19 protein-coding genes and 1 pseudogene are annotated in these 22,380 nt (G+C 70.9%); 5 read left to right on the top strand and 15 right to left on the bottom strand.

From position 1 onward, the window contains the following. Both KILIM_RS03390 and KILIM_RS24300 read left to right on the top strand, forming a co-directional pair. Complete coding sequence (locus KILIM_RS03390) at positions 1-1,077, top strand: hypothetical protein (protein ID WP_174316813.1); 1,077 nt, start codon at positions 1-3, stop codon at positions 1,075-1,077. Between the two features lie 50 nt (positions 1,078-1,127). Next, positions 1,128-1,295, top strand: a complete 168-nt coding sequence (locus KILIM_RS24300) for a hypothetical protein (RefSeq protein ID WP_006591220.1) — start codon at positions 1,128-1,130, stop codon at positions 1,293-1,295. A gap of 58 nt (positions 1,296-1,353) precedes the next feature. Here the strand turns inward: KILIM_RS24300 and KILIM_RS03385 are convergent, their stop codons facing one another. The 4 genes from KILIM_RS03385 to KILIM_RS22005 form a co-directional block, all read right to left on the bottom strand. Continuing rightward, a complete protein-coding gene (locus KILIM_RS03385) occupies positions 1,354-2,172 on the bottom strand; it encodes a methyltransferase domain-containing protein (RefSeq protein ID WP_006591219.1) in 819 nt (272 codons plus the stop codon). 33 nt (positions 2,173-2,205) lie between these two features. Then, on the bottom strand, positions 2,206-3,105 hold the full coding sequence (locus KILIM_RS03380) for a universal stress protein (RefSeq protein ID WP_006591218.1): 900 nt from the start codon (positions 3,103-3,105) through the stop codon (positions 2,206-2,208). A gap of 317 nt (positions 3,106-3,422) precedes the next feature. Next, positions 3,423-5,321, bottom strand: coding sequence for a propionyl-CoA synthetase (locus KILIM_RS03375; RefSeq protein ID WP_006591217.1), 1,899 nt, complete (start codon positions 5,319-5,321; stop codon positions 3,423-3,425). 100 nt (positions 5,322-5,421) lie between these two features. Beyond that, positions 5,422-5,910 carry a hypothetical protein gene (locus KILIM_RS22005; protein ID WP_006591216.1) on the bottom strand — a complete coding sequence of 163 codons (489 nt, stop codon included), beginning with the start codon at positions 5,908-5,910 and terminating at the stop codon, positions 5,422-5,424. Positions 5,911-6,037: 127 nt separating this feature from the next. Between KILIM_RS22005 and KILIM_RS03365 the strand changes: the two genes are divergently transcribed. Continuing rightward, positions 6,038-7,132 (top strand): LOG family protein, encoded by a 1,095-nt coding sequence (locus KILIM_RS03365; protein WP_006591215.1) that lies wholly within the window; start codon positions 6,038-6,040, stop codon positions 7,130-7,132. 31 nt (positions 7,133-7,163) lie between these two features. Here KILIM_RS03365 and KILIM_RS03360 read toward each other — a convergent pair whose 3' ends face one another. The 8 genes from KILIM_RS03360 to rpsB all read right to left on the bottom strand — a co-directional run bounded on the left by KILIM_RS03360 (position 7,164) and on the right by rpsB (position 17,503). Next, on the bottom strand, positions 7,164-10,094 hold the full coding sequence (locus tag KILIM_RS03360) for an FAD-binding and (Fe-S)-binding domain-containing protein (RefSeq protein WP_006591214.1): 2,931 nt from the start codon (positions 10,092-10,094) through the stop codon (positions 7,164-7,166). A 66-nt stretch (positions 10,095-10,160) separates the two neighbouring features. Continuing rightward, positions 10,161-11,390 (bottom strand): methyl-accepting chemotaxis protein, encoded by a 1,230-nt coding sequence (locus tag KILIM_RS03355; RefSeq protein ID WP_006591213.1) that lies wholly within the window; start codon positions 11,388-11,390, stop codon positions 10,161-10,163. A gap of 440 nt (positions 11,391-11,830) precedes the next feature. Continuing rightward, a complete protein-coding gene (rlmN, locus tag KILIM_RS03350) occupies positions 11,831-13,102 on the bottom strand; it encodes a 23S rRNA (adenine(2503)-C(2))-methyltransferase RlmN (protein WP_006591212.1) in 1,272 nt (423 codons plus the stop codon). Positions 13,103-13,142: 40 nt separating this feature from the next. Further along, positions 13,143-14,018 carry a phosphatidate cytidylyltransferase gene (locus KILIM_RS03345; RefSeq protein ID WP_255247598.1) on the bottom strand — a complete coding sequence of 292 codons (876 nt, stop codon included), beginning with the start codon at positions 14,016-14,018 and terminating at the stop codon, positions 13,143-13,145. Continuing rightward, positions 14,015-14,572, bottom strand: coding sequence for a ribosome recycling factor (gene frr / locus KILIM_RS03340; protein WP_006591210.1), 558 nt, complete (start codon positions 14,570-14,572; stop codon positions 14,015-14,017). The genes KILIM_RS03345 and frr overlap by 4 nt, the downstream gene beginning before the upstream one ends. A gap of 96 nt (positions 14,573-14,668) precedes the next feature. Continuing rightward, positions 14,669-15,394, bottom strand: a complete 726-nt coding sequence (pyrH, locus tag KILIM_RS03335) for a UMP kinase (protein ID WP_006591209.1) — start codon at positions 15,392-15,394, stop codon at positions 14,669-14,671. A 210-nt stretch (positions 15,395-15,604) separates the two neighbouring features. Next, on the bottom strand, positions 15,605-16,432 hold the full coding sequence (gene tsf / locus KILIM_RS03330; protein ID WP_006591208.1) for a translation elongation factor Ts: 828 nt from the start codon (positions 16,430-16,432) through the stop codon (positions 15,605-15,607). 45 nt (positions 16,433-16,477) lie between these two features. Beyond that, positions 16,478-17,503 (bottom strand): 30S ribosomal protein S2, encoded by a 1,026-nt coding sequence (gene rpsB, locus KILIM_RS03325; protein ID WP_006591207.1) that lies wholly within the window; start codon positions 17,501-17,503, stop codon positions 16,478-16,480. Between the two features lie 290 nt (positions 17,504-17,793). On the opposite strand from rpsB, the gene KILIM_RS03320 reads away from it, so the two are divergent. Both KILIM_RS03320 and KILIM_RS03315 read left to right on the top strand, forming a co-directional pair. Then, positions 17,794-19,014: a pyridoxal phosphate-dependent aminotransferase gene (locus KILIM_RS03320; RefSeq protein WP_006591206.1), complete on the top strand. Its 1,221-nt coding sequence runs from the start codon at positions 17,794-17,796 to the stop codon at positions 19,012-19,014. Between the two features lie 332 nt (positions 19,015-19,346). Further along, positions 19,347-19,904, top strand: a complete 558-nt coding sequence (locus KILIM_RS03315; RefSeq protein ID WP_006591205.1) for a M23 family metallopeptidase — start codon at positions 19,347-19,349, stop codon at positions 19,902-19,904. Positions 19,905-19,910: 6 nt separating this feature from the next. Here the strand turns inward: KILIM_RS03315 and KILIM_RS03310 are convergent, their stop codons facing one another. From KILIM_RS03310 to KILIM_RS03300, 3 genes and pseudogenes are all read right to left on the bottom strand, one after another. Beyond that, positions 19,911-20,882, bottom strand: a complete 972-nt coding sequence (locus KILIM_RS03310; protein WP_006591204.1) for a DUF3152 domain-containing protein — start codon at positions 20,880-20,882, stop codon at positions 19,911-19,913. Beyond that, positions 20,875-22,041, bottom strand: coding sequence for a tyrosine recombinase XerC (locus KILIM_RS03305; RefSeq protein ID WP_006591203.1), 1,167 nt, complete (start codon positions 22,039-22,041; stop codon positions 20,875-20,877). Before KILIM_RS03305 ends, KILIM_RS03310 begins: the two co-directional genes overlap by 8 nt. 126 nt (positions 22,042-22,167) lie before the next feature. After that, positions 22,168-22,380: pseudogene (locus KILIM_RS03300) on the bottom strand (hypothetical protein); the annotation flags it as partial.

The following is a 22,380-nucleotide window of genomic DNA, read 5'->3' as shown; positions in this document are numbered from 1 at the left end:
ATGACCACCTACCGGGTGCGGCACCCCTACGTCTGGATCATCGGCGTGAGCCTGCTGCTCACCGGCGCTGTGTGGCTCACGGGCCTGGCCATCGCCCGCGACGACCTGCTGCCCGACGCAGGCCCCTCCTGGTACTACTGGCAACTGCCCGAGCCGACCTTGCTGACGCGCCTGTCGGCGTGGGGCGGGTACCTGGCCCACCAGTTGGCGATCTGGGGCATCATCTACTACGCCCAAACTCGCGTACGCACCTACTCGGCCGGGCTGCATCCGATCAACGTCATCGCGCTGGCCACGAACTTCGGGTTCATCGTGCTGCACCTGGCCCAGAGCCTCGTGTTCTACGACGGCCTGGCCCAAGACGTGTCGATCTACAGCTCGCAAGGATCGGTCATCGCCCTGCTGGTCGTCGTTCTCCTCATGGAGAATCGCCGCCGCGGCCTGTTCTTCGGCAAGAAGGCGCCGCTGAGCAAGCGCGTCGTCGAGGTTGCCCGCCGCTATCACGGCTATCTGTTCAGCTGGGCGATCGTGTACACGTTCTGGTACCACCCGGCGGAGAACAGCAGCGGACACCTCATCGGCTTCTTCTACATGTTCCTGCTGCTCGCGCAAGGCAGCCTCTTCCTCACCCGCTATCACACCAACCGCGCGTGGACGCTGACGCTCGAAGTGATGGTGCTCGTCCACGGCGCGCTCGTGGCGCTCATGCAGGCGGGCCCGACGGGTTTCTGGCCGATGTTCTTCTTCGGCTTTGCCGGCATCTTCGTCATCACGCAAATGCACGGTGTCGGCTGGTCGCTGCGCACCCGCTGGCTCATCGGAGCCGGCTACGTGCTGGGCGTGGTCGGCGTGTACTTCTACCGGGGGTACGACCGCATCGACGAGATCGTGCGCATCCCGATCATCGAGTACGCGCTGGTCTTCGTTCTGGTGCTGCTCGTGTGGCCGGTCGTCCTCGTGGTCGACGCGGTGGTCGACGCGGTGCGCCGCCGCCGTGGATCCGGGACCGACCCGCAGCGATCCCCGCAGGCCACGGGGGTGGGCGGCGGCGAGGCGGGCGGGTCTAAGCTGGACTGACCGGGCAGCCCGTCGGCCCCCGGGCACCCAACGAAGGACCAGTGAATCCCATGGCACGCGACGGCCTGAGCCTGAGCTACCGGGTGTGGTGGAACATCCGCAAGACAATCCTGACGTTCTACGGGCCCGCGCAGCTCGGCCACGCCAACGACCCGATCCGTCGCCTCGAGCGGGAGCGGGAGCAGAAGGTCGAGGAGGCGCGTCGCGCCCGCTCCTGACCCGGTTCGAGGCCGACGACCGCGTCGGAGTGCGGGTCGACGCGCCCTCTAGGGACCCTCACGGCCGCGCCAGGATCTCCCCGTGCAGCATGGCGAACCACGCATCGGGCCCGGGCCAGTCCCGCCAGGCCTGCGCTATCTGCTCCAACTCGGTGTCGTCGGCCAGGCCGTGCCGCCGGGCCCCGACGGCGAACTCGGAGGCGAGTGCCCGTTGCGCCCAGGTGCCGGCCCAGTGCGCGCGGGATGCCTCGTCGGCGTAGCACCACGCGCTGGCGGACGCCGTGACGTCCGTGAGACCGGCCGCGTGCGCCCAGTGCAGGAGGTGGCGCCCGGCGTCGGGCTCCCCGCCGTTGGCTCGGGCCAGCGGCCGGTAGACCTCGAGCCAGCGCGTCAGCCCGGCGGCGGGCGGATGCCAGGTCATCGCCGCGTAGTCGGCGTCGCGGGCCGCCACGAGGCCGCCGGGGCGGGTGACCCGGGCCATCTCCCGCAACGCCGCGACCGGATCGCTCAGGTGCTGCAGCACCTGGTGCGCGTGCGTGACATCGAAGGAGTCGTCCGCAAAGGGCAGGGCGTAGACGTCGGCGAGTTCGAAACGCGTCGTCGCGTCGCCTCGAGCGGCGGCGTTGGCGCGGGCCGCCTCCAGAGGCGCGGGAACGTTTTCGATCCCGATGACCTGCCCCTGTGCCCCGACGATCTCGGCGAGGTCGAGAGTGATGGACCCGGGACCGCACCCGACATCGAGCAGGCGCAGGCCCGGCCGCAGGTGCGGCAGCAGGTAGGCGGCACTGTTCGCGGCGGTCCGAGCGCCGTGTGAGGCAAGCACACTGCCATGGTGACCGTGCGTGTACACGCCCTGCGGTTCATTCTCCGAGACCATACGTCTCAGTCTATGACCGTCTCGGCGCCGGGTTCAGCCGTCGAGATCCAGGCCCTCGGTCACGGGCATGTTCGGCACGACGATGACGGGGCTGGGCAGCTTGTCGAGGATCTTGCTGACCGCCGCACCGAGGAACTGTCGTTGCGGAGCACCCACCCTCGTCGACCCCACGATCAACACGGACGTTTCGAGCCACTTCGTCGCTTCGATCACCGCCGGGACATCGCCGCCTCGGGCGAAGACGAACCGGGTGTCGGTCGGTGCGCCGTAACGGGCGACGGAGGACGACATGAGCAGGGCGACCCGGGCGCGCGCCTCGTCGACGATGGCGTCGTTGATCTCGGTGTCGGGGTCGACGAGGATGACCACTCGCAGCGGCAGCCCGGTGCGCACGCAGACGCGCAGCGCCACGTCGAGCACAGCTTGCCCGCCGGGGCGAGTGCCGACCGCGCAGTCGACAGACTCGATCGGCCGATTCACGCGATAGTCCAAGGGAGCCAGCGCGACCGGAATCGTGGCCTCTTGCAGCACGTCCGTGGTCACCGACCCCAGGGCCTGCCGGCGCAGCCGAGCGCCGAAACCGCCCGGGCCGTCGGACCCCAGGATGATGACGCGCGACCCCAGGTCGCGGGCCGTCTGCAGCACGGCGGGGGCCACCGCAGGGGCGGTGCGGACGTGTACCCGCACAGGCACATCCCGCGGCACGAGGGCCGCTCCCCGATCGAGGGCCTCCCGGGCACGGCGCGTGACGCCCCGGTCGCTGCGTGACACGCGCCGCCCGCCCGGCACGACCGACACGAGATCGAGGGAGACACCGAAGGCCTGGGCCATCGACACCGCCAAATTCAGCGCATCGCGCCCGCCTTCGTCGTCGCGGTAGCCGACCAGGTAGTTCAGCTGCTCATCCGCCGTCTTCGGCGCAACCCCTGACACTGCGCGATCCCCCTCTCCCCCAGCTCAGCACGTCACGAATTGCGCCGCCGTGGCGCGCCTCGCCTAGCTGCCCCGAACGCGCCGCCGCCGGGTCGGCCGCTGCCACGTCGAAGCTCAAGTCACGACATTAACCCCGAGATGGCGTGCCGTGCGAGGGGCTCCCGGCTAACGGTCAGTCACGTCGCCAATCGGGGCCGCACAAACACCGGAACACCTGCGGGAGTGTCCGATTCGACCACGCACGCGGCCCGACCCCCGCTAGCTGCGGGGGCCGGGCCGGATCGCGGCGGGACACGTGCGCCCCCGAGCGAGGCGACCTACTCGTGCCGCAGCACGGGACGCAGCACCTCGAGCACGGAGGCGTCCTCGATGGTCGAGGGGACCATCGCCTCCTGGCCGTCGGCGATCTGCCGCATGGTCTTGCGCAGAATCTTGCCCGACCGGGTCTTGGGCAGCGCCTGCACGACGTCGACCTCACGCAGGGCGGCGACGGCGCCGACCTCGGAGCGGACCCGGCCGACGAGCTCCTTCTTCAGCTCTGCCTCCCCGGCGTCGTCGAGGGTGATACCGGACTTCAGCACGACCAGGGCCCGCGGGATCTGCCCCTTCATCTGGTCGGCGACACCGATGACCGCGCACTCCGCGACGCTCGGGTGGCCGGCCAGGGCCGCCTCGATCGAGCCGGTGGACAGGCGGTGCCCGGCGACGTTGAGTACGTCGTCGGTGCGGCCCATGACGTAGATGTAACCGTCGGAGTCGATGTAGCCGCCGTCGCCGGTGAGGTAGTAGCCGTCGAAGGCGCTGAGGTAGGACTCGACGTAGCGGTCGTCGTCCTGCCACAACGTGGGCAGGGTGCCGGGGGGCATGGGCAGCTTGATGCAGATGGCCCCCTCGGTGCCGGCCTCCACCTGGTTGCCCTGCTCATCGAGGATCTGCACGTCGTAACCGGGGGTCGGCACGCTGGGCGAACCGGGCTTGACCGGCAGCTCCTCGATGCCGACAGGGTTGGTCGCGATCGGCCAGCCGGTCTCGGTCTGCCACCAGTTGTCGATGACCGGGATGCCGAGCTTCGCGTGCGCCCACTCGTAGGTGTCGGGGTCGAGCCGCTCGCCGGCCAGGAAGAGCCGCCGGAAGTTCGACAGGTCCGACTGCTTCATGAACTCGCCGTCAGGGTCTTCCTTCTTGATGGCCCGGATGGCGGTCGGCGCGGTGAACAGGGAGGCGACGTTGTACTTCTCGATCGTGCGCCAGAACGCGCCGGCGTCGGGCGTGCCGATCGGCTTGCCCTCGTAGACGATCGTCGTGGCGCCGGCGAGCAGCGGCGCGTACACGATATAGGAGTGGCCGACGACCCAGCCGACGTCGCTGGCGGCCCAGAACACCTCGCCGGGGTGGATGCCGTAGAGGTTGGGCATAGACCAGTTGAGGGCGACCGCGTGACCGCCGTTGTCGCGCACGATGCCCTTGGGCTTGCCCGTGGTGCCCGAGGTGTAGAGCACGTACAGGGGGTCGGTGGCCTGCACGGGTACGCACTCGGCCGGCTCGATGGAGTCGTCGTTCATGACGGTCACCCAGTCGAGGTCGTTCTCGCCCATCTCGGCCTCGACCTGCTCGCGCTGGAACACGATGCAATGGTCCGGCTTGTGCTCGCTGCGGCGGATGGCGGCGTCGATCATCGGCTTGTAGGGGATGGTGCGCGACGGCTCGATGCCGCAACTGGCCGCGACGATGATCTTCGGCCGCGCGTCCTCGATGCGGGCGGCCAGCTCGGCCGGGGCGAACCCGCCGAACACCACGGAGTGCACGGCACCGATGCGCGCACACGCCAGCATCGCGACGAGCGCCTCGGGGATCATCGGCATGTAGAGGACGACGCGGTCGCCCTTCTCCACACCCTGGGCGCGCAGCACACCGGCGAACTTGGCCACCTGCTCCAGGAGTTCGGCGTAGGTGATGGTGCGAGAGGAGCCGGTGACCGGGCTCTCGTAGTGGATGGCTGCCTGGTCGGCGCGGCCACCGGCCACGTGCCGATCGAGGGCGTTGTAGCAGGTGTTCATCACACCGTCGGGGAACCAGCGATAGAACGGCGGCCGCGAGTCATCAAGGGCTTGGGTCGGGGCCGTGATCCAGTCGATTCCTTCGGCCACCTCCCCCCAGAATCCCGCGGGGTCGCTCGTGCAGCGATCGTGGACAACTCGGTATGCGCCATTGCTCATGGCACATCTTTACGTGTCCGACCCCCCGCGCGCAGGCAACGGGCAAACATGTCGCTGGGCGCGCGCACCGCGGGGACGAACGGCGGTTCGCCCTCGCGGATCAGCCGCAGGTCAGCCGCAGTTCGCGCAGAACGAGGCTGGGTGCGATGCCGCAGCCGACCTCGAAGGTGCCGAGATCCGCGACGTGCCAGTGGGCACTGCGACGCTGCACGAGCACGACCGCGCCGTCGACCTCGTCGGGGTCGTTGGGCACCAGCATCGCGGTCGCCCACCGGCCGCCCTGGGCGACGCTGATCGAGCGCACGGTGTAGGCATCATCCGGCACGTCGGCGGTGACCTCGGAGTCGCGGACCGCTGCGGCGATGGCCCGCTGCGTCGGCGTTGTCGCTGCATCGCCCGGCGGCGACCAACCCCGACTCGCCGCTGCCGGCCGGGCGGCGCCCGGATGGGCTACTGGTCGGGCCTGCGCGACGGCGGGGGCGGCCGGCGAGGTCGCGGCCTCGGCGGGGGTGATGTCGGGAACAGCGGCCAGCGCGGCGGCGATAGCCAGGCCGGACAAGGACCCGGCCAGGGCTTGCAAGAACTTCATGTCGTCCTCGAGGGGGTACAGCGCGGGAGATCGGTGCCGTTCTTCCCAACGGCCGCCCGGCCCAGCCGATCACCCCTGCGACGTCACGAATGGGAAACGATCCCACAGCGTCCGGCATCATCGAGCGATGGATATCGAGTCGGTGGACGCGCTGCGGGCGGCGCTGGCGGCGGGCACGGCCCCGGCGCACATGCGACTCAAGGGCCTGGACCTGCGCGGCAACGCCGACATCTTCGACGGTCACGGCGACTTCGACGGTCTGGTGGTGCTCGGCGGCCTGTTGCCGCCCCGGTTGGGGCGCAAGCTGACCCGCGCAGGCGCGATCGTCTTCCCACCCGCGCCTCATGCTCCGGTCGACCCGTATCGGGGGCGGCTGTACGAGCCGCAGGAGCTGTACGCCGGGCTGCTGGAGCGCGGCTACGGCTCGACTCCCGACGCGCTGGCCTACGCGTGGAGCCGCGACCCGGCCTTGCTGCACGACGCCTATGTGTCGGTGCTGCGGGCGATCCACGACGCGGCGATGGGCGATGCCCTGGACGCCCTCATCGACGATCGTGCGGTTGTCGGGGTGATGGGTGGACACAACTGGGATCGAGGCACCGACCACTTCACGGGCGCGGCCCGATTGGGGTTTGCGCTGGCTCAGGCGGGGATGCTCGTGGCGACTGGCGGCGGTCCGGGTGCCATGGAGGCCGCGAACCTCGGCGCCTACGCGACGTGCGAGGACGGCCTGACGGCAGCTTTGGAGTTGCTCGCGCGGGTGCCGTCGTTCGTCCCGACCGTCGACGACTGGGCGGGCACCGCGTTCCACGCTCGAGAATTGGCCCGACCGGTGCCCTGGGAGGGGCCGCCGCGCAGCGTCGGCATTCCGACGTGGTTCTACGGCCACGAGCCGCCGAACGTGTTCAGCGAGCACATCGCCAAGTTCTTCTCCAATGCGGTGCGCGAGGACGGCCTGTTGTCGCGCTGCCGCAACGGGATTGTCGTGCTGCCGGGCCGCGCGGGCACAGTGCAGGAGATCTTCCAGGCCGTCACCCCACTGTTCTATGCGGTCGAGGGCAGCCCCCTGCCGCCGCTCGTACTCGTGGGCGTCGAGCACTGGACCCGGCGTGTGCCCGCCTGGCAGGCCGTCCAGGCCCTGGCCGCGGGCCGCGGCATGTCCGAAGCCGCACACCTCGTTGACACGCTGGAGGAGGCCGCCGCCCTCGTCGGCATCTCGTAATCCGCCCCTGCCCGCACGGCGGATCGGTGGGTCAGCGGGTCACTTCTTCCAGGACCTCCAGGACGTGGCGGTAGACGTGGCCGGTGGCTCGGGTCATGCCGATCTCGCAGGTGCGGTTGGTCGAGACCGCCGCCCAGATGTCGGGGCCGAGGGCGGCGACGTCGAGGGCCTCGGGGTGGGTCGCGGCGGCAGTCAGCTCCGGGTGCAGCATCCCGCGGTCGCCGGCGAAGCCGCAGCAGCCTGCGTCCGGGGGCACGATGACCTCCTCGGCGCAGAAGGAGGCGACGGCCTGCAGCGCAGGCAGGTCTGCGGCGCGGCGGTCCGAGCACGTGGGGTGCACGACCATCCGCCCACCCCGCCGCACCGGCTCCGGCAGGCGCGGCAGCACCTCCTGCGCGACGAACGCCACCGCATCCATGACCCGCAGCGCCTCCACGCGCGCCGCGAGCCGGTCGTCGCCGGCGGCGCGCAGGTCTCCGGCCAGCTCGTGCAACCCATGGGAGCAGGAGCTGGCGTCGGAGACGACCGGCACCGCGCCCTCCCGGGTCGCCTCCAGCAGCGCCAGGGCGGTGCGGCGGGCCATCGTCGCCGTGCCGTCGCTCAGGCCCTTGCTGCGCCACACCGTGCCGCAGCACAGGTCCTGCACTCCGGCGGGGATCTGCACAGCCACCCCGGCGCGGTCGCAGACGGCCAGAAAGGCGCGCGCCGCCCCCAAGCCGCTCGGGTGGCGTTGCGGCCCGGCGGGATCGGCCGGTCCGAACAGCTCGCTGATGCAGGAGGCGAAGAGCACCACCTCGCCCGGCTCGCGCCGCGCAGTCGTCGCGCGGCTGATGCCCGGCCCGGGGAGGTCGTCGCCGACGTACGGCACCAGGTCGGTCGGCAGCACCCGCCGCGACAGTCCCGTGACCGCCGAAAAGAGGCCGTGCGGGCCGACCGCGCCGATCCCGACCCCCGTGCGCAGCAGCGGCAGCAAACGCCCCCACTCCTGGGCCAGGGTCACCCCGACCGCCTGCACGGCGCTGCTGTGCCGCGCCTTACGGTGCGCCTTCATGAACACACCGGTGTCGATGCCGACCGGGCACGCGCTCTGGCACAGCGAGTCGGCGGCACACATGTCGACGGCGTCGTAGGCGTAATCGGCCTCGACGCTGCGGCGCACGTCCTGTGGCGCGTGGGCGATATCCCGGAGCAGCGCGATCCGCTGCCGCGGGGTCGTCGTGACGTCCCGCGACGGGCACACGGGCTCGCAGTAGCCGCATTCGACGCAGCGGTCGACCTGTTCGTCGACCGCTGCCGTGACCTTGAGGTCGCGCAGGTGGGCCTTGGGGTCGTCACCGATGATGACCCCGGGGTTGAGCACGTTGCCGGGGTCGGCCAGCGACTTGATCTGCCGCATGACGTCGTAGAGCTCGTCGCCGTACTGCCGGCGCACATACGGCGCCATGATCCGCCCGGTGCCGTGCTCGGCCTTCAGCGAACCATCGGCGTCGAGAACGAGGTCGACCAGCTCCTCCGTGAACCGCTCAAAGCCACGCAATTGTGTGGGATCAGCGAGGTCCGGGTTGATCATGAAGTGCAGATTGGCGTCGCGCGCGTGCCCGAAGATCACCGCGTCGTCATAGCCGTATCCGCCACACAACCGCTGCAACTCGCGCACGGTGCCGGTCAGGGCCGGCATCGGCACCACGACATCCTCGAGCAGCGCCGTCGAGCCGGTCGGGCGCGCTCCGGCGACGGCGGTGTACAAGCCCTTGCGCACCGACCACGCCGCGGCGCGCTCGCTCGGCTCGGTCGTGAAGACCGCCTCGCTGGACAGCCCCCGCAGTCCGCCGATCGCCCGCTCCAGGGCGGCCCGGGTGTCGGCGAGCGCCTCGGGGCTCTCTTCCTGAGCCTCGATGAGCAGCGCGGTGTGCTCGCGCACCGCCAGCCCGTCGAGGGCGCCGACCCGCACCGGGCCGGCCTGGCTGACCCGCAGCGAGGCCGCGTCCATGAGTTCGGCGGTGCGGCTGCCGGCCTCGATGAGGGCGGGCAGCGCGTCGGTGGCCGCGTCGATCGACTCGAAGACGAGCAGCGCGGTGGCGATGTGCGGGTAGATCGGCACGGTGCGGTAGGTCGCGCCAAGGACGAACCCGAGCGTCCCCTCCGACCCGATCATGAGGTGGGCCAGCATGTCGGCGGGCGTCTCGTGGTCGAGCAGGGAGTTCAGGCCGTAGCCCATCGTGTTCTTCATCGAGAACTGGTGCTCGATGCGGCGCACGGAGTCGGGGTTGGCGCGCACGCGGTCACGCAGTCGGGCCAGGCCCTCCCAGAGCGCCGGCTCGTCGTGGCGCAGTTTCTCGTCAGCGTCGCGGGACGCCGTGTCGATGCGGGTCCCGGAGGGGAGCACAAAGTCGAGTGCGTCGAGGGTTCGGTAGGTGTTGGCGGTCGTGCCGCACTGCATGCCGGAGGAGTTGTTGGCGACGACCCCGCCGATGGTGCACGCGGATTCGCTGGCCGGGTCGGGCCCGAGGGCCCGCCGGTAGGGTGCGAGCCGGGTGTTGACGGCCCGCACTGTAGCGCCGGGTTGACACAGCACGCGGGCACCCTCGTCGAGCACCCGCACCCGCCGGAAGTTGCGGCGCGTGTCGATGAGCACCCCATCCGTGCCGGCCTGACCCGACAGGCTGGTGCCGCCCGAGCGGAAGGTCACCGGCAGCCCATGCCGGGTCGCGACTGCGATCGTGTTCTGCACGTCGAGTCCGTCGCGGGCGACGACGACCGCCTGCGGCACGAGTTGGAAGTGCGAGCCGTCGTGGCTCATCTTCAGCCGGTCGATGAGCCGGCTGCGCAGCGGCCCGGGCCCGACCTCCTGCCGCAGATCGTGCAAGAGCGCTTTGTCGACCGGCCCGGGCACGACGGGCGTCGCCCGCAGCTGCGGATCAGGGCTCGGCTCGGAGCGGTGAGCATCGATGACATCGGTCATGGCGAACCTCCAGCGACGACAGGCCCTCAACCTACCGGCGCCTGCGCCGATATGCCGCCGACCTGCTCAGACCAGCCGGAATCGAGCCACCTGCGCGCCGAGCCGGTCGCTCATCTGGTCGAGCTGGCCCGCGGTGACCCGCGTCTGCTCGGCGATCTCGGTGGTGTGCGCCGTCGCCTTGGAGACCTGCTCGATCGAGGTGCCGATCGAGCGGGTGCTGCGGGCGGCGCGGTCCACGCTCACGGCCATCTCGCTGGTCGTCGCGGATTGCTCGTCGACGGCGGAGGCGACGACGCTCTGGTAGTCGTTGATCCGCTCGATGACCGCGGTGATCTGGCCCATCGCCGCGGTCGCGGACTCGGTGTCGGCCTGGATCGACTCGATCTGCTTGGTGATGGTCTCGGTCGCCTTGGAGGTCTCCTGCGCCAGATCCTTGACCTCGTTGGCGACCACGGCGAAGCCCTTGCCGGCCTCGCCTGCGCGGGCCGCCTCGATCGTGGCGTTGAGGGCCAGCAGGTTGGTCTGTTCGGCGATGCTCGTGATGACCTTGACGACCTCGCCCACCTCCGCGGATGAGGCGCCCAGCCTCGTGACGGAGCCGGCCGTGCCCTGGGCGGCCTCGACGGCCTCGGCCGCGACCCGGCGAGCCTCCTGGGCGTTGTCGGCGATCTGGCGGATCGAGGCGCTCATCTCCTCCGCGCCGGCGGCGACGGTCTCGATGTTGCGGCCGGCGTCGGTGGCGGCGTGGGAGACGCCGCTGGCCTGGTCGGAGGCGCTGGAGGCGCTCTGGGCGATCGTGCCGGCCACGCCGACGAGCCGCTCGGACTCGGTGCCCAGTTCTCGCGAGCAGGCCTGCAATTCACCGACCGTGCCACGCAGGGTATCCACGACTCGGGCGAGCCCCTGGGACACCTGGGTCAGCTCGTCGCGTCCGGTGGCGGCGGCGCGCTCGCGCAGGTCGCCACCGGCCAGCGCGTCGAGGTCGGCCAGCAGCCCCGCGACGCGTGAGCGGATGTCGCGCGCGGCCAGCAACGCGACCCCGAGCGTCAGCAGCGCGCAGACGACGGTCAGCACGGCCACGATGATGCGGGAGCGTGAGGCGAGGGCGTCCAGGTCGGAGACCTGCGCCATGTACGCGGCGCCCCCTTCGACCAGGCCTTTGAGGGTGCCCTCATAGGTCTTGCGCAGGTCGCGGTTGGCACCCAGCGCGGCCGCGATCGCCCCTTGCCGGTCGCCGGTGTATTGGGCGAACTCGGCATCCAGCGCGTCGTTCCACCCGGCGATCTGGGTTTGCAAGAGGCCGACCTGCGTGCGCGCCTCGTCCGTCGGCGCAAGCCCGGCGGCGGCGGCGGGTCGTCGCCGACCTGCTCGCGTCGCTCGATGACCTCGTCGACGAACTTACGGTCGCCGCCGATGAGAAAGCCACGCTCGTCGTTGGCGATCGCCTTGAGGGTGACGGCCGCCGATTCCAGTCGCAGCAGATAGGCGGTCGCGCTCTGCTGGTTCTCTCCGCTGCGTTCCAGCGCGGAGACCAACATGAGCGTGAAGCCACCGACCGCCAGGAGGGCGACGAGCAGGAGCAGCAGGGGCGCCACCATTTTTCCGACGAGCCCACCGGGGATTCGATCCTGCAACGACATGACTCCTCCTGGGGATGCGCCGGGCTGCACTCCCCTCCCATCGACTCCTGCAAAGAAACCTTGGAGGAATCTGGGTGTGATCTCGACGGGTGCCGCTCAGGCGGTCGCTGCCGCCAGCTGCCCGCAGGCCCCGTCGATGTCGCTGCCGCGCGTGTCGCGCACCGTCGTCGGGATGCCGTGGGCACGCAGCCGCTCGACGAACTGCTGCTCGACGCCCGGGCGGCTCGCGGTCCACTTGCTGCCTGGGGTCGGATTCAGCGGGATGGGGTTGACGTGTACCCAGCCGCGGCCGCGGGCGTTGAGCTTGTCCCCCAGCAGGTCGGCGCGCCACGCGTGGTCGTTGATGTCGCGGATCAGCGCGTACTCGATGGAGACCCGTCGTTTGGTCGTCTCGAAGTAGCGGTAGGCGGCGTCGAGGGCCTCGTCGACCTTGTACCGGTTGTTGATCGGCACGAGCTCGTCGCGCAGCTCGTCGTCGGGCGCGTGCAGACTGAGCGCGAGGGTCACCGGGATGCCCTCGCCCGCGAGCCGGTCGATGCCGGGCACGAGGCCGACGCTGGACATCGTGATGCCGCGCGCCGACATCCCCAGGCCGGCCGGGGTGGGGTCGACCATCCGGCGGATCGCGGCGATCGCTCGCTTGTAATTGATGAGGGCCTCCCCCATGCCCATGAACACGACATTGGAGACGCGCGAGTTCTGGCCGGGGTCGGTCGGCGCGCCGTCGTCGTCGGGGGCATCGAATGCGCCCGCGGAGCCCTCCGGGGCGTCGAAGGCGCTGGCGGCGCCGGCCGGCAGGTCGATGGCGGCGGCCGGTCCGCGCAACCCCGAGGGCCCGTCTCGCAGCATCCGCTGGGCTGCGACGACCTGCTCGACCATCTCGGCGGTCGACAGGTTGCGGGTGAAGCCCTCCTGGCCGGTCGCGCAGAACGGGCAGTTCATGCCGCACCCGGCCTGGCTCGAAATGCAGACGGTGGCGCGGCGGGCGTAGCGCATGAGTACCGATTCGACGAGCGCGCCGTCGTGCAGCCGCCACACCGACTTCACGGTGGCCCCGCCGTCGGCCTCCAGGTGTCGCACCGGCGTCAGCAGGGTCGGCAGCATCGCGGCGACGAGTTCGTCGCGGCCGGCCTTGGGCAGGTCGGTCATGTGCTCCGGGTCGCTGGTCCAGTGCTCGAAGTAGTGGGTCGAGAGCTGCGCGGCGCGAAACGGCTTGTGCCCGAGCGCGGCGACCGCCTCCTTGCGGGCAGGCACGTCGAGGTCGGCCAGGTGCGTCGGCGGCATCGGATTACCCGGCGGCGAGAAGGTGACTTGGCCCGGGCCGGGGCGGCGGCGCTGCAGGCGGACGGGCGTGGGCTGCGTGCTCATGATCGGTCCAGTCTCGCAGGCCACTGGTCGGGTGCGCCCGCTAGGCAACCGGAACGAGCAGCAGCATCATCCACCAGACTCCGGGGGCGCACAGCAGCAGGGAGTCGATGCGGTCCATGATGCCGCCGTGGCCGGGCAGGATACGCCCGAGGTCCTTGATGCCCAGGTCGCGCTTGAGCATCGACTCCACGAGGTCGCCCAGCGTGGCCATGGCGACGGCCACGAGCCCGATGAGCGCCCCGGCCCACCACGCTCCGGAGAGCAGCGTCGGGACGGCGATCGCCCCGACGACGACGCACGCGGCCGCCGAACCGGCGAACCCCTCCCACGACTTCTTCGGGCTCACCGAGGGCGCCATGGGGTGCTTGCCGGCGAGCACCCCGGCGGCGTACCCGCCGATGTCGGAGGCGATCGTCACAAGGATGAAGACGATGACGCGCCGGTTGCCGTCGGGCGCGGCGAGCATGAGGGCCGAGAACGCGGCGAGAAAGGGCGCGTAGGCCACGATGAAGGCGCCGCCGCCGATGTCGCGGGCGGCGCCGTCGAGGCCGCTCGCCACCCGCCAGCAGACCACCGCCAGGATCGTCAGGCCGAAGGCGACCATGAGGGCCGCCGGGCCGCCCAGGTAGGCGGCGGGAAGCATCGCCATCGCGCCCAGCCAGACCGGGACCAGGGGGATGTGGATGCGGCCGGCCTGCATGCCCTCGTTGAGCTCCCAGACGGCGAGCAGGATGGCGGGGGTCGCGAGCAGCAGCCAACCCCAACTGACCAGGGTCAGTGCCGCCAGGGCCAGGCCGCCCAGAAGGAGGGCGACGGCGATGGCCATCGGCAGGTTGCGCCCGGCGCGGCCCGTCGACTTCCCGGCGGCCGGCGGGCCGGAGGGAGTGGCCGCGGATGTCACCTCAGACCCACTCACACCTCGGTGAGCTCGGTTTCCTTGCCCTTGAGCAGGGTGTCGATGAGGTCGACGTGCTTCTTGGTGAGGGTCTCCAGCTCCTTCTCGGTGCGGGTGCCCTCGTCTTCGCCGACGTCGCCGTCCTTGACGAGCTTGTCGATGGAGTCCTTGGCGTGCCGGCGGATGTTGCGGATGGAGATCTTGGCGTCCTCACCCTTGCGGTGCGCCATCTTGATGTACTCCTTGCGCCGCTCCTGGGTCAGGGCGGGCAGGACGCAGCGGATGGTGTTGCCGTCGTTGCCGGGGTTGACGCCCAGGTCGGAGTCGCGCAGGGCCTTCTCGATCGCCGACATCGACTGCTTGTCGTACGGCGTGATGAGGACCGTGCGGGCCTCGGGAGTCTGGAAGGACGCGAGCTGCTGCAGGGGGGTCGGTGCGCCGTAGTAGTCGACCATCAGCTTGTTGAACATGCCCGGCGTGGCGCGCCCGGTGCGGATCCCGGCGAAGTCCTCCTTGGCGACTTCGACGGCCTTCTCCATCTTCTCTTCGGCCTCGAACATCGTCTCGTCCAGCATCCGCTGCTCCTTCGTCACATCCGCGCCGCCCCCGGTGGGCTACGCGGTCATCCTCTCAGATCGCTATCAGCCGCCTGCGCCCCGCCGGAACCGAGGTCACTGTGCGTAGACCTCGGTGCCGATCGGCTCGCCCCGCAGCGCCCGGGTGATGGTGTCTTCGCCCTGAATGCCGAAGACGACCATCGGCAGCTCGTTCTCCATGCACAGGCTGAACGCGGCGGCGTCGACGACCTTGAGCCCGTCGACGAGGGCCTGGGAGTAGCTGACCCGGTCGAACTTCTTGGCCTCCGGGTTGGTGCGCGGGTCGGAGTCGTACACGCCGTCGACGCCGTTCTTGCTCATGAACACGGCGTCGCAGTGGATCTCCAGAGCGCGCTGGGCCGAGACGGTGTCGGTGCTGAAGTACGGCATGCCGGCGCCGGCGCCGAAGAGCACGATCCGACCCTTCTCCAGGTGCCGGATGGCGCGGCGCGGGATGTAGGGCTCGGCGACCTGACCCATGGTGATGGCGGTCTGCACCCGGGTCTCGCACCCCTCCTTCTCCAGGAAGTCGGAGAGCGCCAGGCAGTTCATCACCGTGCCGAGCATGCCCATGTAGTCGGCCCGGGAGCGGTCCATGCCCTGCTGCTGCAACTCCGCTCCGCGGAAGAAGTTGCCGCCGCCGACAACGATCGCCACCTGAACACCCTCGCGGACGGCCACCGCGATCTGGTGCGCGATGCCCTTGACGACCGTCGGGTCGACCCCGATCCGCCCACCGCCGAACGCCTCGCCGGAGAGCTTGAGCAGGACGCGCTGATAGGCACGGTTCTCGGAGGACACCGGTGGGATTCCCTTCGTCGGCGCCCTCGAATCGGGCGCGCGGATGCGGACACTGCACGTGATTCTCACACGACCCACGCGGCGGGTGGGCACCAGGCGGCGACCGGTCGGTGAACGGCGGAGGCGGCGCAGGTACGGCATGACACACGCCGCAGGGCCCGCCCCTCCGGGTGGAGGAACGGGCCCTGCGGATACGGTGCGTGTGGCTGCTCAGGCACCCACGCGGAAGCGGGCGAAGGACGTACCTTCGGCGCCGGCCTCCTTGAGCACGGCCTGGACCTGCTTCTTCTGGTCCTTGGCGTACTTCTGCTCCAGCAGCACGTTCTCGGCGAAGTAGCCGTTGACGCGGCCCTCGACGATGCGCGGGAGGGCGGCCTCGGGCTTGCCCTCCTCCTTGGCGGTCTCCTCGGCGATGCGACGCTCGTTCTCGACCGTCGCCTCGTCGACCTCGTCGCGGGTCAGCACGGTGGGGCTGAACGCGGCGATGTGCATCGCGATGTCGCGGCCGATCTGCTCGTCACCACCGGAGTAGGCGAAGACCACGCCGACCTGCGCGGGCAGATCGGGGCTCGTCTTGTGCAGGTAGGACACGACGTTGTCGCCCTCGACGCGGGCGACGCGACGCACCTCGATCTTCTCGCCGATCGTGGCGTTGGCCTCATCGAGCACGGCCTGCACGGACTTGCCGTCCAGGTCGGAGTCCAGCAGCGCCTGCGCGTCGGCTGCGCCGACCTTGACGGCCTGGTCGAGCACCTTGTCGGCCAACGCGATGAACTTCTCACCCTTGGCGACGAAGTCGGTCTCGCAGTTGACCTCGACGAGCGTGCCGACGCCACCGTCGACGTGCGCGGCCACCAGGCCGTTGCTGGCCGAGCGACCCTCACGCTTGGTCACGCCCTTGAGGCCCTTGACCCGCAGGATCTCGGTGGCCTTCGCGGTGTCACCGTCGGCCTCGTCAAGAGCCTTCTTGACGTCGAGCATGCCGGCACCGGTCTGCTCACGCAGCGCCTTGATGTCTGCAGCGGTGTAGTTCGCCATCTGTGTTTCTCGCTCCTTTGGCGGAATGGATGGTTACGGAACGGCTCAGGCCTGCTCGGCCTGCGCGTCAGCGGTCTCCTCGACGACGACCTCTTCGGCGACGACCTCTTCGACCGCGGCCGGGTCGACAGCGGCGACCTCCGCGGCCTGCTCGGCGGTGGCCTCGGCCAGTGCGACCTGCTCGGCCGGGTCGACGACGTCGGCGGCGGCGGTCTCCTCCGCGGCCTGCGCCACGGAGGTCGGGCCGGTCTCGACGTCGGTCGCGGCGGCAGCCTGCTCACCGGCGGCCTGCTCGCCCGCCAGCAGCTCGCGCTCCCACTCGGCCAGCGGCTCGGCCTGGGCGCCACCGTCGACGGCGTTCTGGCCGCCACCAGCGTTCTGGCTGCGGGTCAGCAGGCCATCGGCGACCGCGTCGGCCACGACGCGGGTGAGCAGCGTGACGGAGCGGATCGCGTCGTCGTTGCCGGGGATCTTGTAGTCGACCTCGTCGGGGTCGCAGTTGGTGTCGAGGATCGCGATGACCGGCAGGTTGAGCTTGCGGGCCTCGGTAACGGCCAGGTGCTCCTTCTTGGTGTCGACGATCCACACGGCCGAGGGCACCTTGGCCATGTCGCGGATGCCGCCGAGCGTGCGCTCCAGCTTCTCCTTCTCGCGACGCAGGACGAGCAGCTCCTTCTTCGTGCGGCCGCTGCCGGCCACGTCGTCGAAGTCGATCTCCTCGAGCTCCTTGAGGCGCTCCAGGCGCTTGTGCACCGTGTTGAAGTTCGTGAGCATGCCACCGAGCCAACGGTGGTTGACGTACGGCATCCCGACGCGCGTCGCCTGCTCGGCGATCGGCTCCTGGGCCTGCTTCTTCGTGCCGACGAACAGGATCGTGCCGCCGTGGGCCACGGTCTGCTTGACGAAGTCGAAGGCGTCGTTGATGTAGGTCAGCGACTGCTGCAGGTCGATGATGTAGATGCCGTTGCGCTCGGTCATGATGAAGCGCTTCATCTTGGGGTTCCAGCGACGGGTCTGGTGCCCGAAGTGGACGCCGCTCTCGAGGAGCTGGCGCATGGTGACGACGGCCATGCCGAGGTCTCCTTCTCGTTGGTCCAGTTGTCGGCCACGGCGGCGGGATTGCCGTGTGGCCCCTGGCGCCTCGACCGCACACCACCGGCGCGAGCCGGACTGTTGGCGGGTGGTCCCAGCGGGGCGAGGGCGGGCGAACCCGGCCTCGCGGCGCCGGATGAGACGCGCGAATTCCTGCGGTGCCGCTGCCCTCCAGGCATGACAGACCACAGGTGTGCTCAGAGTACCCGTCCGCGGGCCTCCGGAGCCAATCGCCGCGGCGAGCTGGGCACACCCCTAACCTGGCGGACATGAGCGACGAGACCACCACCCTGTCCGCAGCCACTGCCTCCCCCTCCGGAGCGGACCGCGCGCAGCAGCCGTTGGTGGAGCGGATGCGCTCGTTCGGCACGACGATCTTCACGCGGATGTCGGCGTTGGCGAACCAGACGGGGGCGATCAACCTCGGGCAGGGATTTCCGGATGAGGACGGCCCGCAGGAGGTGCTGGACGCGGCGGTCGCGGCGATTCGCGCCGGCGACAACCAGTACCCGCCGCTGCCCGGTGTCGTCGACCTGCGGCACGCGATCGTGCGGCACCAGGAGCGGCGGTACGGGCTTTCGCTGAACGCCGACACCGATGTGCTCGTGACGATGGGCGCGACCGAGGCCATCGCCGCCAGCGTGCTCGCACTGTGCGAACCGGGCGACGAAGTCGTGACCTTCGAGCCGTACTACGACTCCTATGCGGCCGTCATCGCGCTGGCGGGGGCGACGCGGCGCACCAGCGTGCTGCGATTTTCCGACTTCGCCCTCGACGAGGAGTCGTTGCGCGCGGCCTTCAGCGAGCGGACGCGGCTCGTGCTGCTCAACACCCCGCACAATCCGACCGGCAAGGTGTTCACCGCCGATGAGCTGGAGGTCATCGCGCGGCTCGCGGTGGAGTACGACGCGATCGTCGTCGCCGACGAGGTCTACGAGCACCTGGTGTTCGCCCCGGCGCGGCACATCCCGATGGCGACCCTGCCGGGGATGGCGCAACGGACCCTGACGATCGGCTCGGCGGGCAAGACGTTCGCGACGACTGGCTGGAAGATCGGCTGGATCACCGGGCCGGCGGAGCTGGTGGCCGCGGCGCGGACCGTCAAGCAGTTCCTCACTTTCGCCGGCGGCGCACCCTTCCAGCCCGCCGTCGCCGCCGGGTTGGCGCTGCCCGACACGGTCTTCGACGACTACGCGGCGGGGCTCGCCCAGGCGCGCGACGCGCTGCTCGCCGGGCTGGCACAGGCCGGCATCCCCGCCACCAACCCGGATGGCACCTACTTCGTCATCGCCGACGTGCGCTCGGTCGGCGGCGAGGACGCGATGCAGTTCTGCCTGGATCTGCCCGCGCGGGTCGGGGTGGTCGGCGTGCCGGTCAGCGTGTTCTGCGACGACAAGGAGTCCGCGGCCGGGCTCGTGCGGTTCGCCTTCTGCAAGCGGCTGCCCGTCGTTCAGGAGGGCGCGCGGCGGCTGAGCCAGCTGACCGGCTGAGCCAGCTGACCGGCTGAGCCAGCTCGCCGGTTGAGCTGCACCTACTCCTGGTGCGCTCGCGACTGGACAACCCCCGGTCCGACTGAGCCATCGGCAACCGACTGGGCAACCGCTCGAGTGGTTGCCCAGTCCCGGTCGCCGTTGTCCAGCGCTAGTTGCCGTTGTCCAGTACTTGGTGCGCACTGCGCGACCCAGCCGAGTGGCCCGCCGCCGGCGAGCCGGGAAATCTGCTCAATCCGCCGTCCACAGGGGTGCCGACCGGGCGGGGTCTATCCACAGGTGCGGCACTCAGAGTCGGCGCGTGGGGGCATCGGCGCGCCACGGTAGGTGCCATGCCGCTGCCGATCGTCCCCCTCATCCCCGTCGTCCTCTCCGCCTTCGGGCTCATGCCCGTGGGGGCCGGCGTCGCCGGAGCTGGAGCGGCCGCCACCGCAGCCCGCACGGCGCTGGTCGTGCGCGACGTGGCCAAGGCGGTGCCGCGCCCGGGATGGCAGGCCCCGCTGCGCGGCAGCCCAGAGATCGGGCGGGCGTTCGATCCGCCCAAGGAGAAGTGGCTGGCGGGGCACCGCGGGGTCGACCTGAAGTCGCACGTCGGCGCCAGTGTGCTGGCCGCGGGAAACGGCATCGTGTTGCACGCCGGACTGGTCGCCGGCAAGCCGGTGGTCTCCATCCAGCACCCCAACGGCCTGCGCACCACCTACGAGCCGGTCATCACCAGCGTCAAGAAGGGCCAGCCGGTGGGCCGCGGGGCCGCGATCGGGCGCCTGGCGCCCGGAGGCCACTGCCCGCCACAGGCGTGCCTGCACTGGGGAGCGCGCAAAGGCGCCCAATACGTCGACCCGCTGAGCCTGCTCAAGGAGCTGAGCCCCGTTCTACTGCCGGTCCGATGAGGCGTGTCAGCGCGACGACGGCGGGGTGGGCCAGCCCCAGGGGGTGCAGCCGTAGAGGCTCTTGGTCTGCTGCACCATGACGGGCGCGGGCCGACCGGGGCCCGGGCACGAACGGTGGGAATGACCGAGGGCGTGGCCGACCTCGTGGTTGACGAGGTACTCGCGGTATCCGGCGACGTCGTCGCCGTAGGTGCCCGCTCCGTGGGCCCAGCGTTCGAGGTTCAACAGCACGCGGCCGCCGGCGTGGCACGACAGCTGACCCATCGTGCGCAGCGGCAGACAGTTGCGGTCGACGTAGGCGGGGCTGCCCAGGATGATCCGCACGTCGGCGCTTGCCCCCTGAGCGCGCTGCTGCGGGCTGACGTTGACGAAGTGCACGCCGTCGACGGCCTCCCACCCCCGCGGGTCGGTGAGCACCCGGTGCACGTGCGCGGCGAAGTGGTCCACGGGCACGTCCAGGCCCCCTTCGGCCTCCACGGAGTACCGGATCGTGCGGCCCGAGCGGGTCGAGTCCGGACCGGGGACCGCGAGTACCTGCGTGGTGCCGGTGCCGGAGTCTGGCAGCGTCGCCGGCAGCTGCGGCTCGGGCGTGTCGCCGGGCGCCGGAGGTCCGTGGGCCGCCGCGGAGGTCGTGCCCTCGGGGCTCCCCGGTGGGGTCGTGCTCTCGCCGGCGCTGGGATCCGGGTCGGCGCGGGTCGACCCGTCCCAGGCCGTCGTCTGGGTGGCGACTGGAGGTGGCGCGTCGGTCGTGGGGGCCTGGCTGCCGCCGGCGCCCAGGTGCCCGACGGCAAGGGACACGACGAAGGCGCAGAGCGTTCCGGCACCGAGCACGGTGAGGGCGCGCCGGCGCCGCTGCAGCATCCGGCGCCGCGCGGGCGTCAGCGCAGGTGAGCGTTCGTGCTCCGGGCCGGCCGCGTCGGCCTCCTGATGCGGGTCACGCCCAGCAGAGCGCGGGCCGGAGCTGGGGTCATCACGCACGCGGGTGGGCCTGTTCGTAGCTGGAGCGCAAGCGCTGCAGGGAGACGTGAGTGTAGAGCTGGGTCGTAGCGAGGCTGGCGTGGCCGAGCAACTCCTGCACCGAGCGCAGGTCGGCGCCGCCGTCGAGCAGGTGGGTTGCGGCGGAGTGCCGTAGCGCGTGGGGCCCCACGGCGGGAACCCCCGGGGCCGCCTGGATGCGCTGGGAGAGGATCGTGCGGACCTGCCGTTGCCCCAGGCGCCGGCCGCGGACCCCGAGGAAGAGCGCCGCCATGTCCCGCGGGCCACCCGAGCCGGCCTTGGGCCGGGTGCCACCCGAGCCGGCCTTGGGCCGGGTGCCGCTTGCCCCGGCGTCTCCTCCCGCGGTCGATGTGGCGCAGGCGCCGGCGGCAAGGACTGGGCGGCCGCGCACCAGCCACTCGTCGAGAGCTACCTGCGCTGGGAGGCCGTAGGGCACGGAGCGCTCTTTGTTCCCCTTGCCGAGCACCCGCACAACGCGGCGGGCGGTGTCGATGTCGTCGATGTCCAGCGCGACCAGCTCGCCGACGCGCAGCGCGCAGCCGTACAGGAGTTCCAGCACCGCCCGGTCTCGCGACTCGACGGCGATCTCCTGCGCCGACATCCCCTGCGTCGACTTTGCCTGCGTCGGGTCCTCTTGAACCGAGGGCGTCTGCGACGACGTGGGCCCCGAACCCGCGGCTCCCTCGCTTGAGCCTGCCGTCGTTGAACCCGCCGACGTCGAGCGGGCCGTCGCCTCGATGACCCGGGCGGCGTCGTGAGCGCTGAGCACGGTCGGCAGGGTGCGGTTGGCGCGGGGGCTGGCCAGGCGGGCGGCGGGGTCGGACGGCAGCCGCCTGGAGTCTTGCGCCCACCGGAAGAACGTGCGGGCTGCGGCACCGCGGCGCGCGAGGCTGGATCTCGCGGCCCCGTCAGCAGCCAGGTGCCCGAGCCAGGCCCGCAGGTCGGCCAGGTCGACGGCTTCCGGGGGGTGCCCTCGCTGCGCCGCGAACTGCAACGCGGCGTCCACGTCGGCCAGGTAGGCCCGCACGGTGTGCTCGGAGCGCCCACGCTCCAGCCGCAGGTGTCGACCGAAGTCGTCCAGCAGCTGCTCGGCCCGCGGGTGCGACGCGGCCGCGTCCTGCGCAATCGACGGGGTAGGCACGAGATCACGCTGACATCCCCCACGCCGTCCGGCAAATACCCGCAGTTGTCGCGCGCGTCGCCAGAAATCGTCGCCGCCATGGCGAGGGCCTGCGGGGGCATGCGGGGGTCGACATGAGGACGGCTTTCAGCGATCGTCGACCGGCACCGTTGCCTGCGTGGTGAGGATGAGCTGTTCGCTGGGCAGGGCTCGGTGTTCCGGCAACAACGCCGAGCCGGGCGGTTCGCCGCCGCCGCTGCTGCTGTCGTTGTTGTTACCGCCGCTGTCGCCGTCGACCTCATCGCCAGCGCTGCGGCGTGGTTGGTTGCCGATTGGGGTGCCGTCAGCGCGCGTCCAGAC

Source organism: Kineosphaera limosa NBRC 100340, assembly GCF_000298215.1.
Taxonomy (GTDB): domain Bacteria; phylum Actinomycetota; class Actinomycetes; order Actinomycetales; family Dermatophilaceae; genus Kineosphaera; species Kineosphaera limosa.
This window is presented reverse-complemented; position numbering and strand designations above follow the sequence as displayed.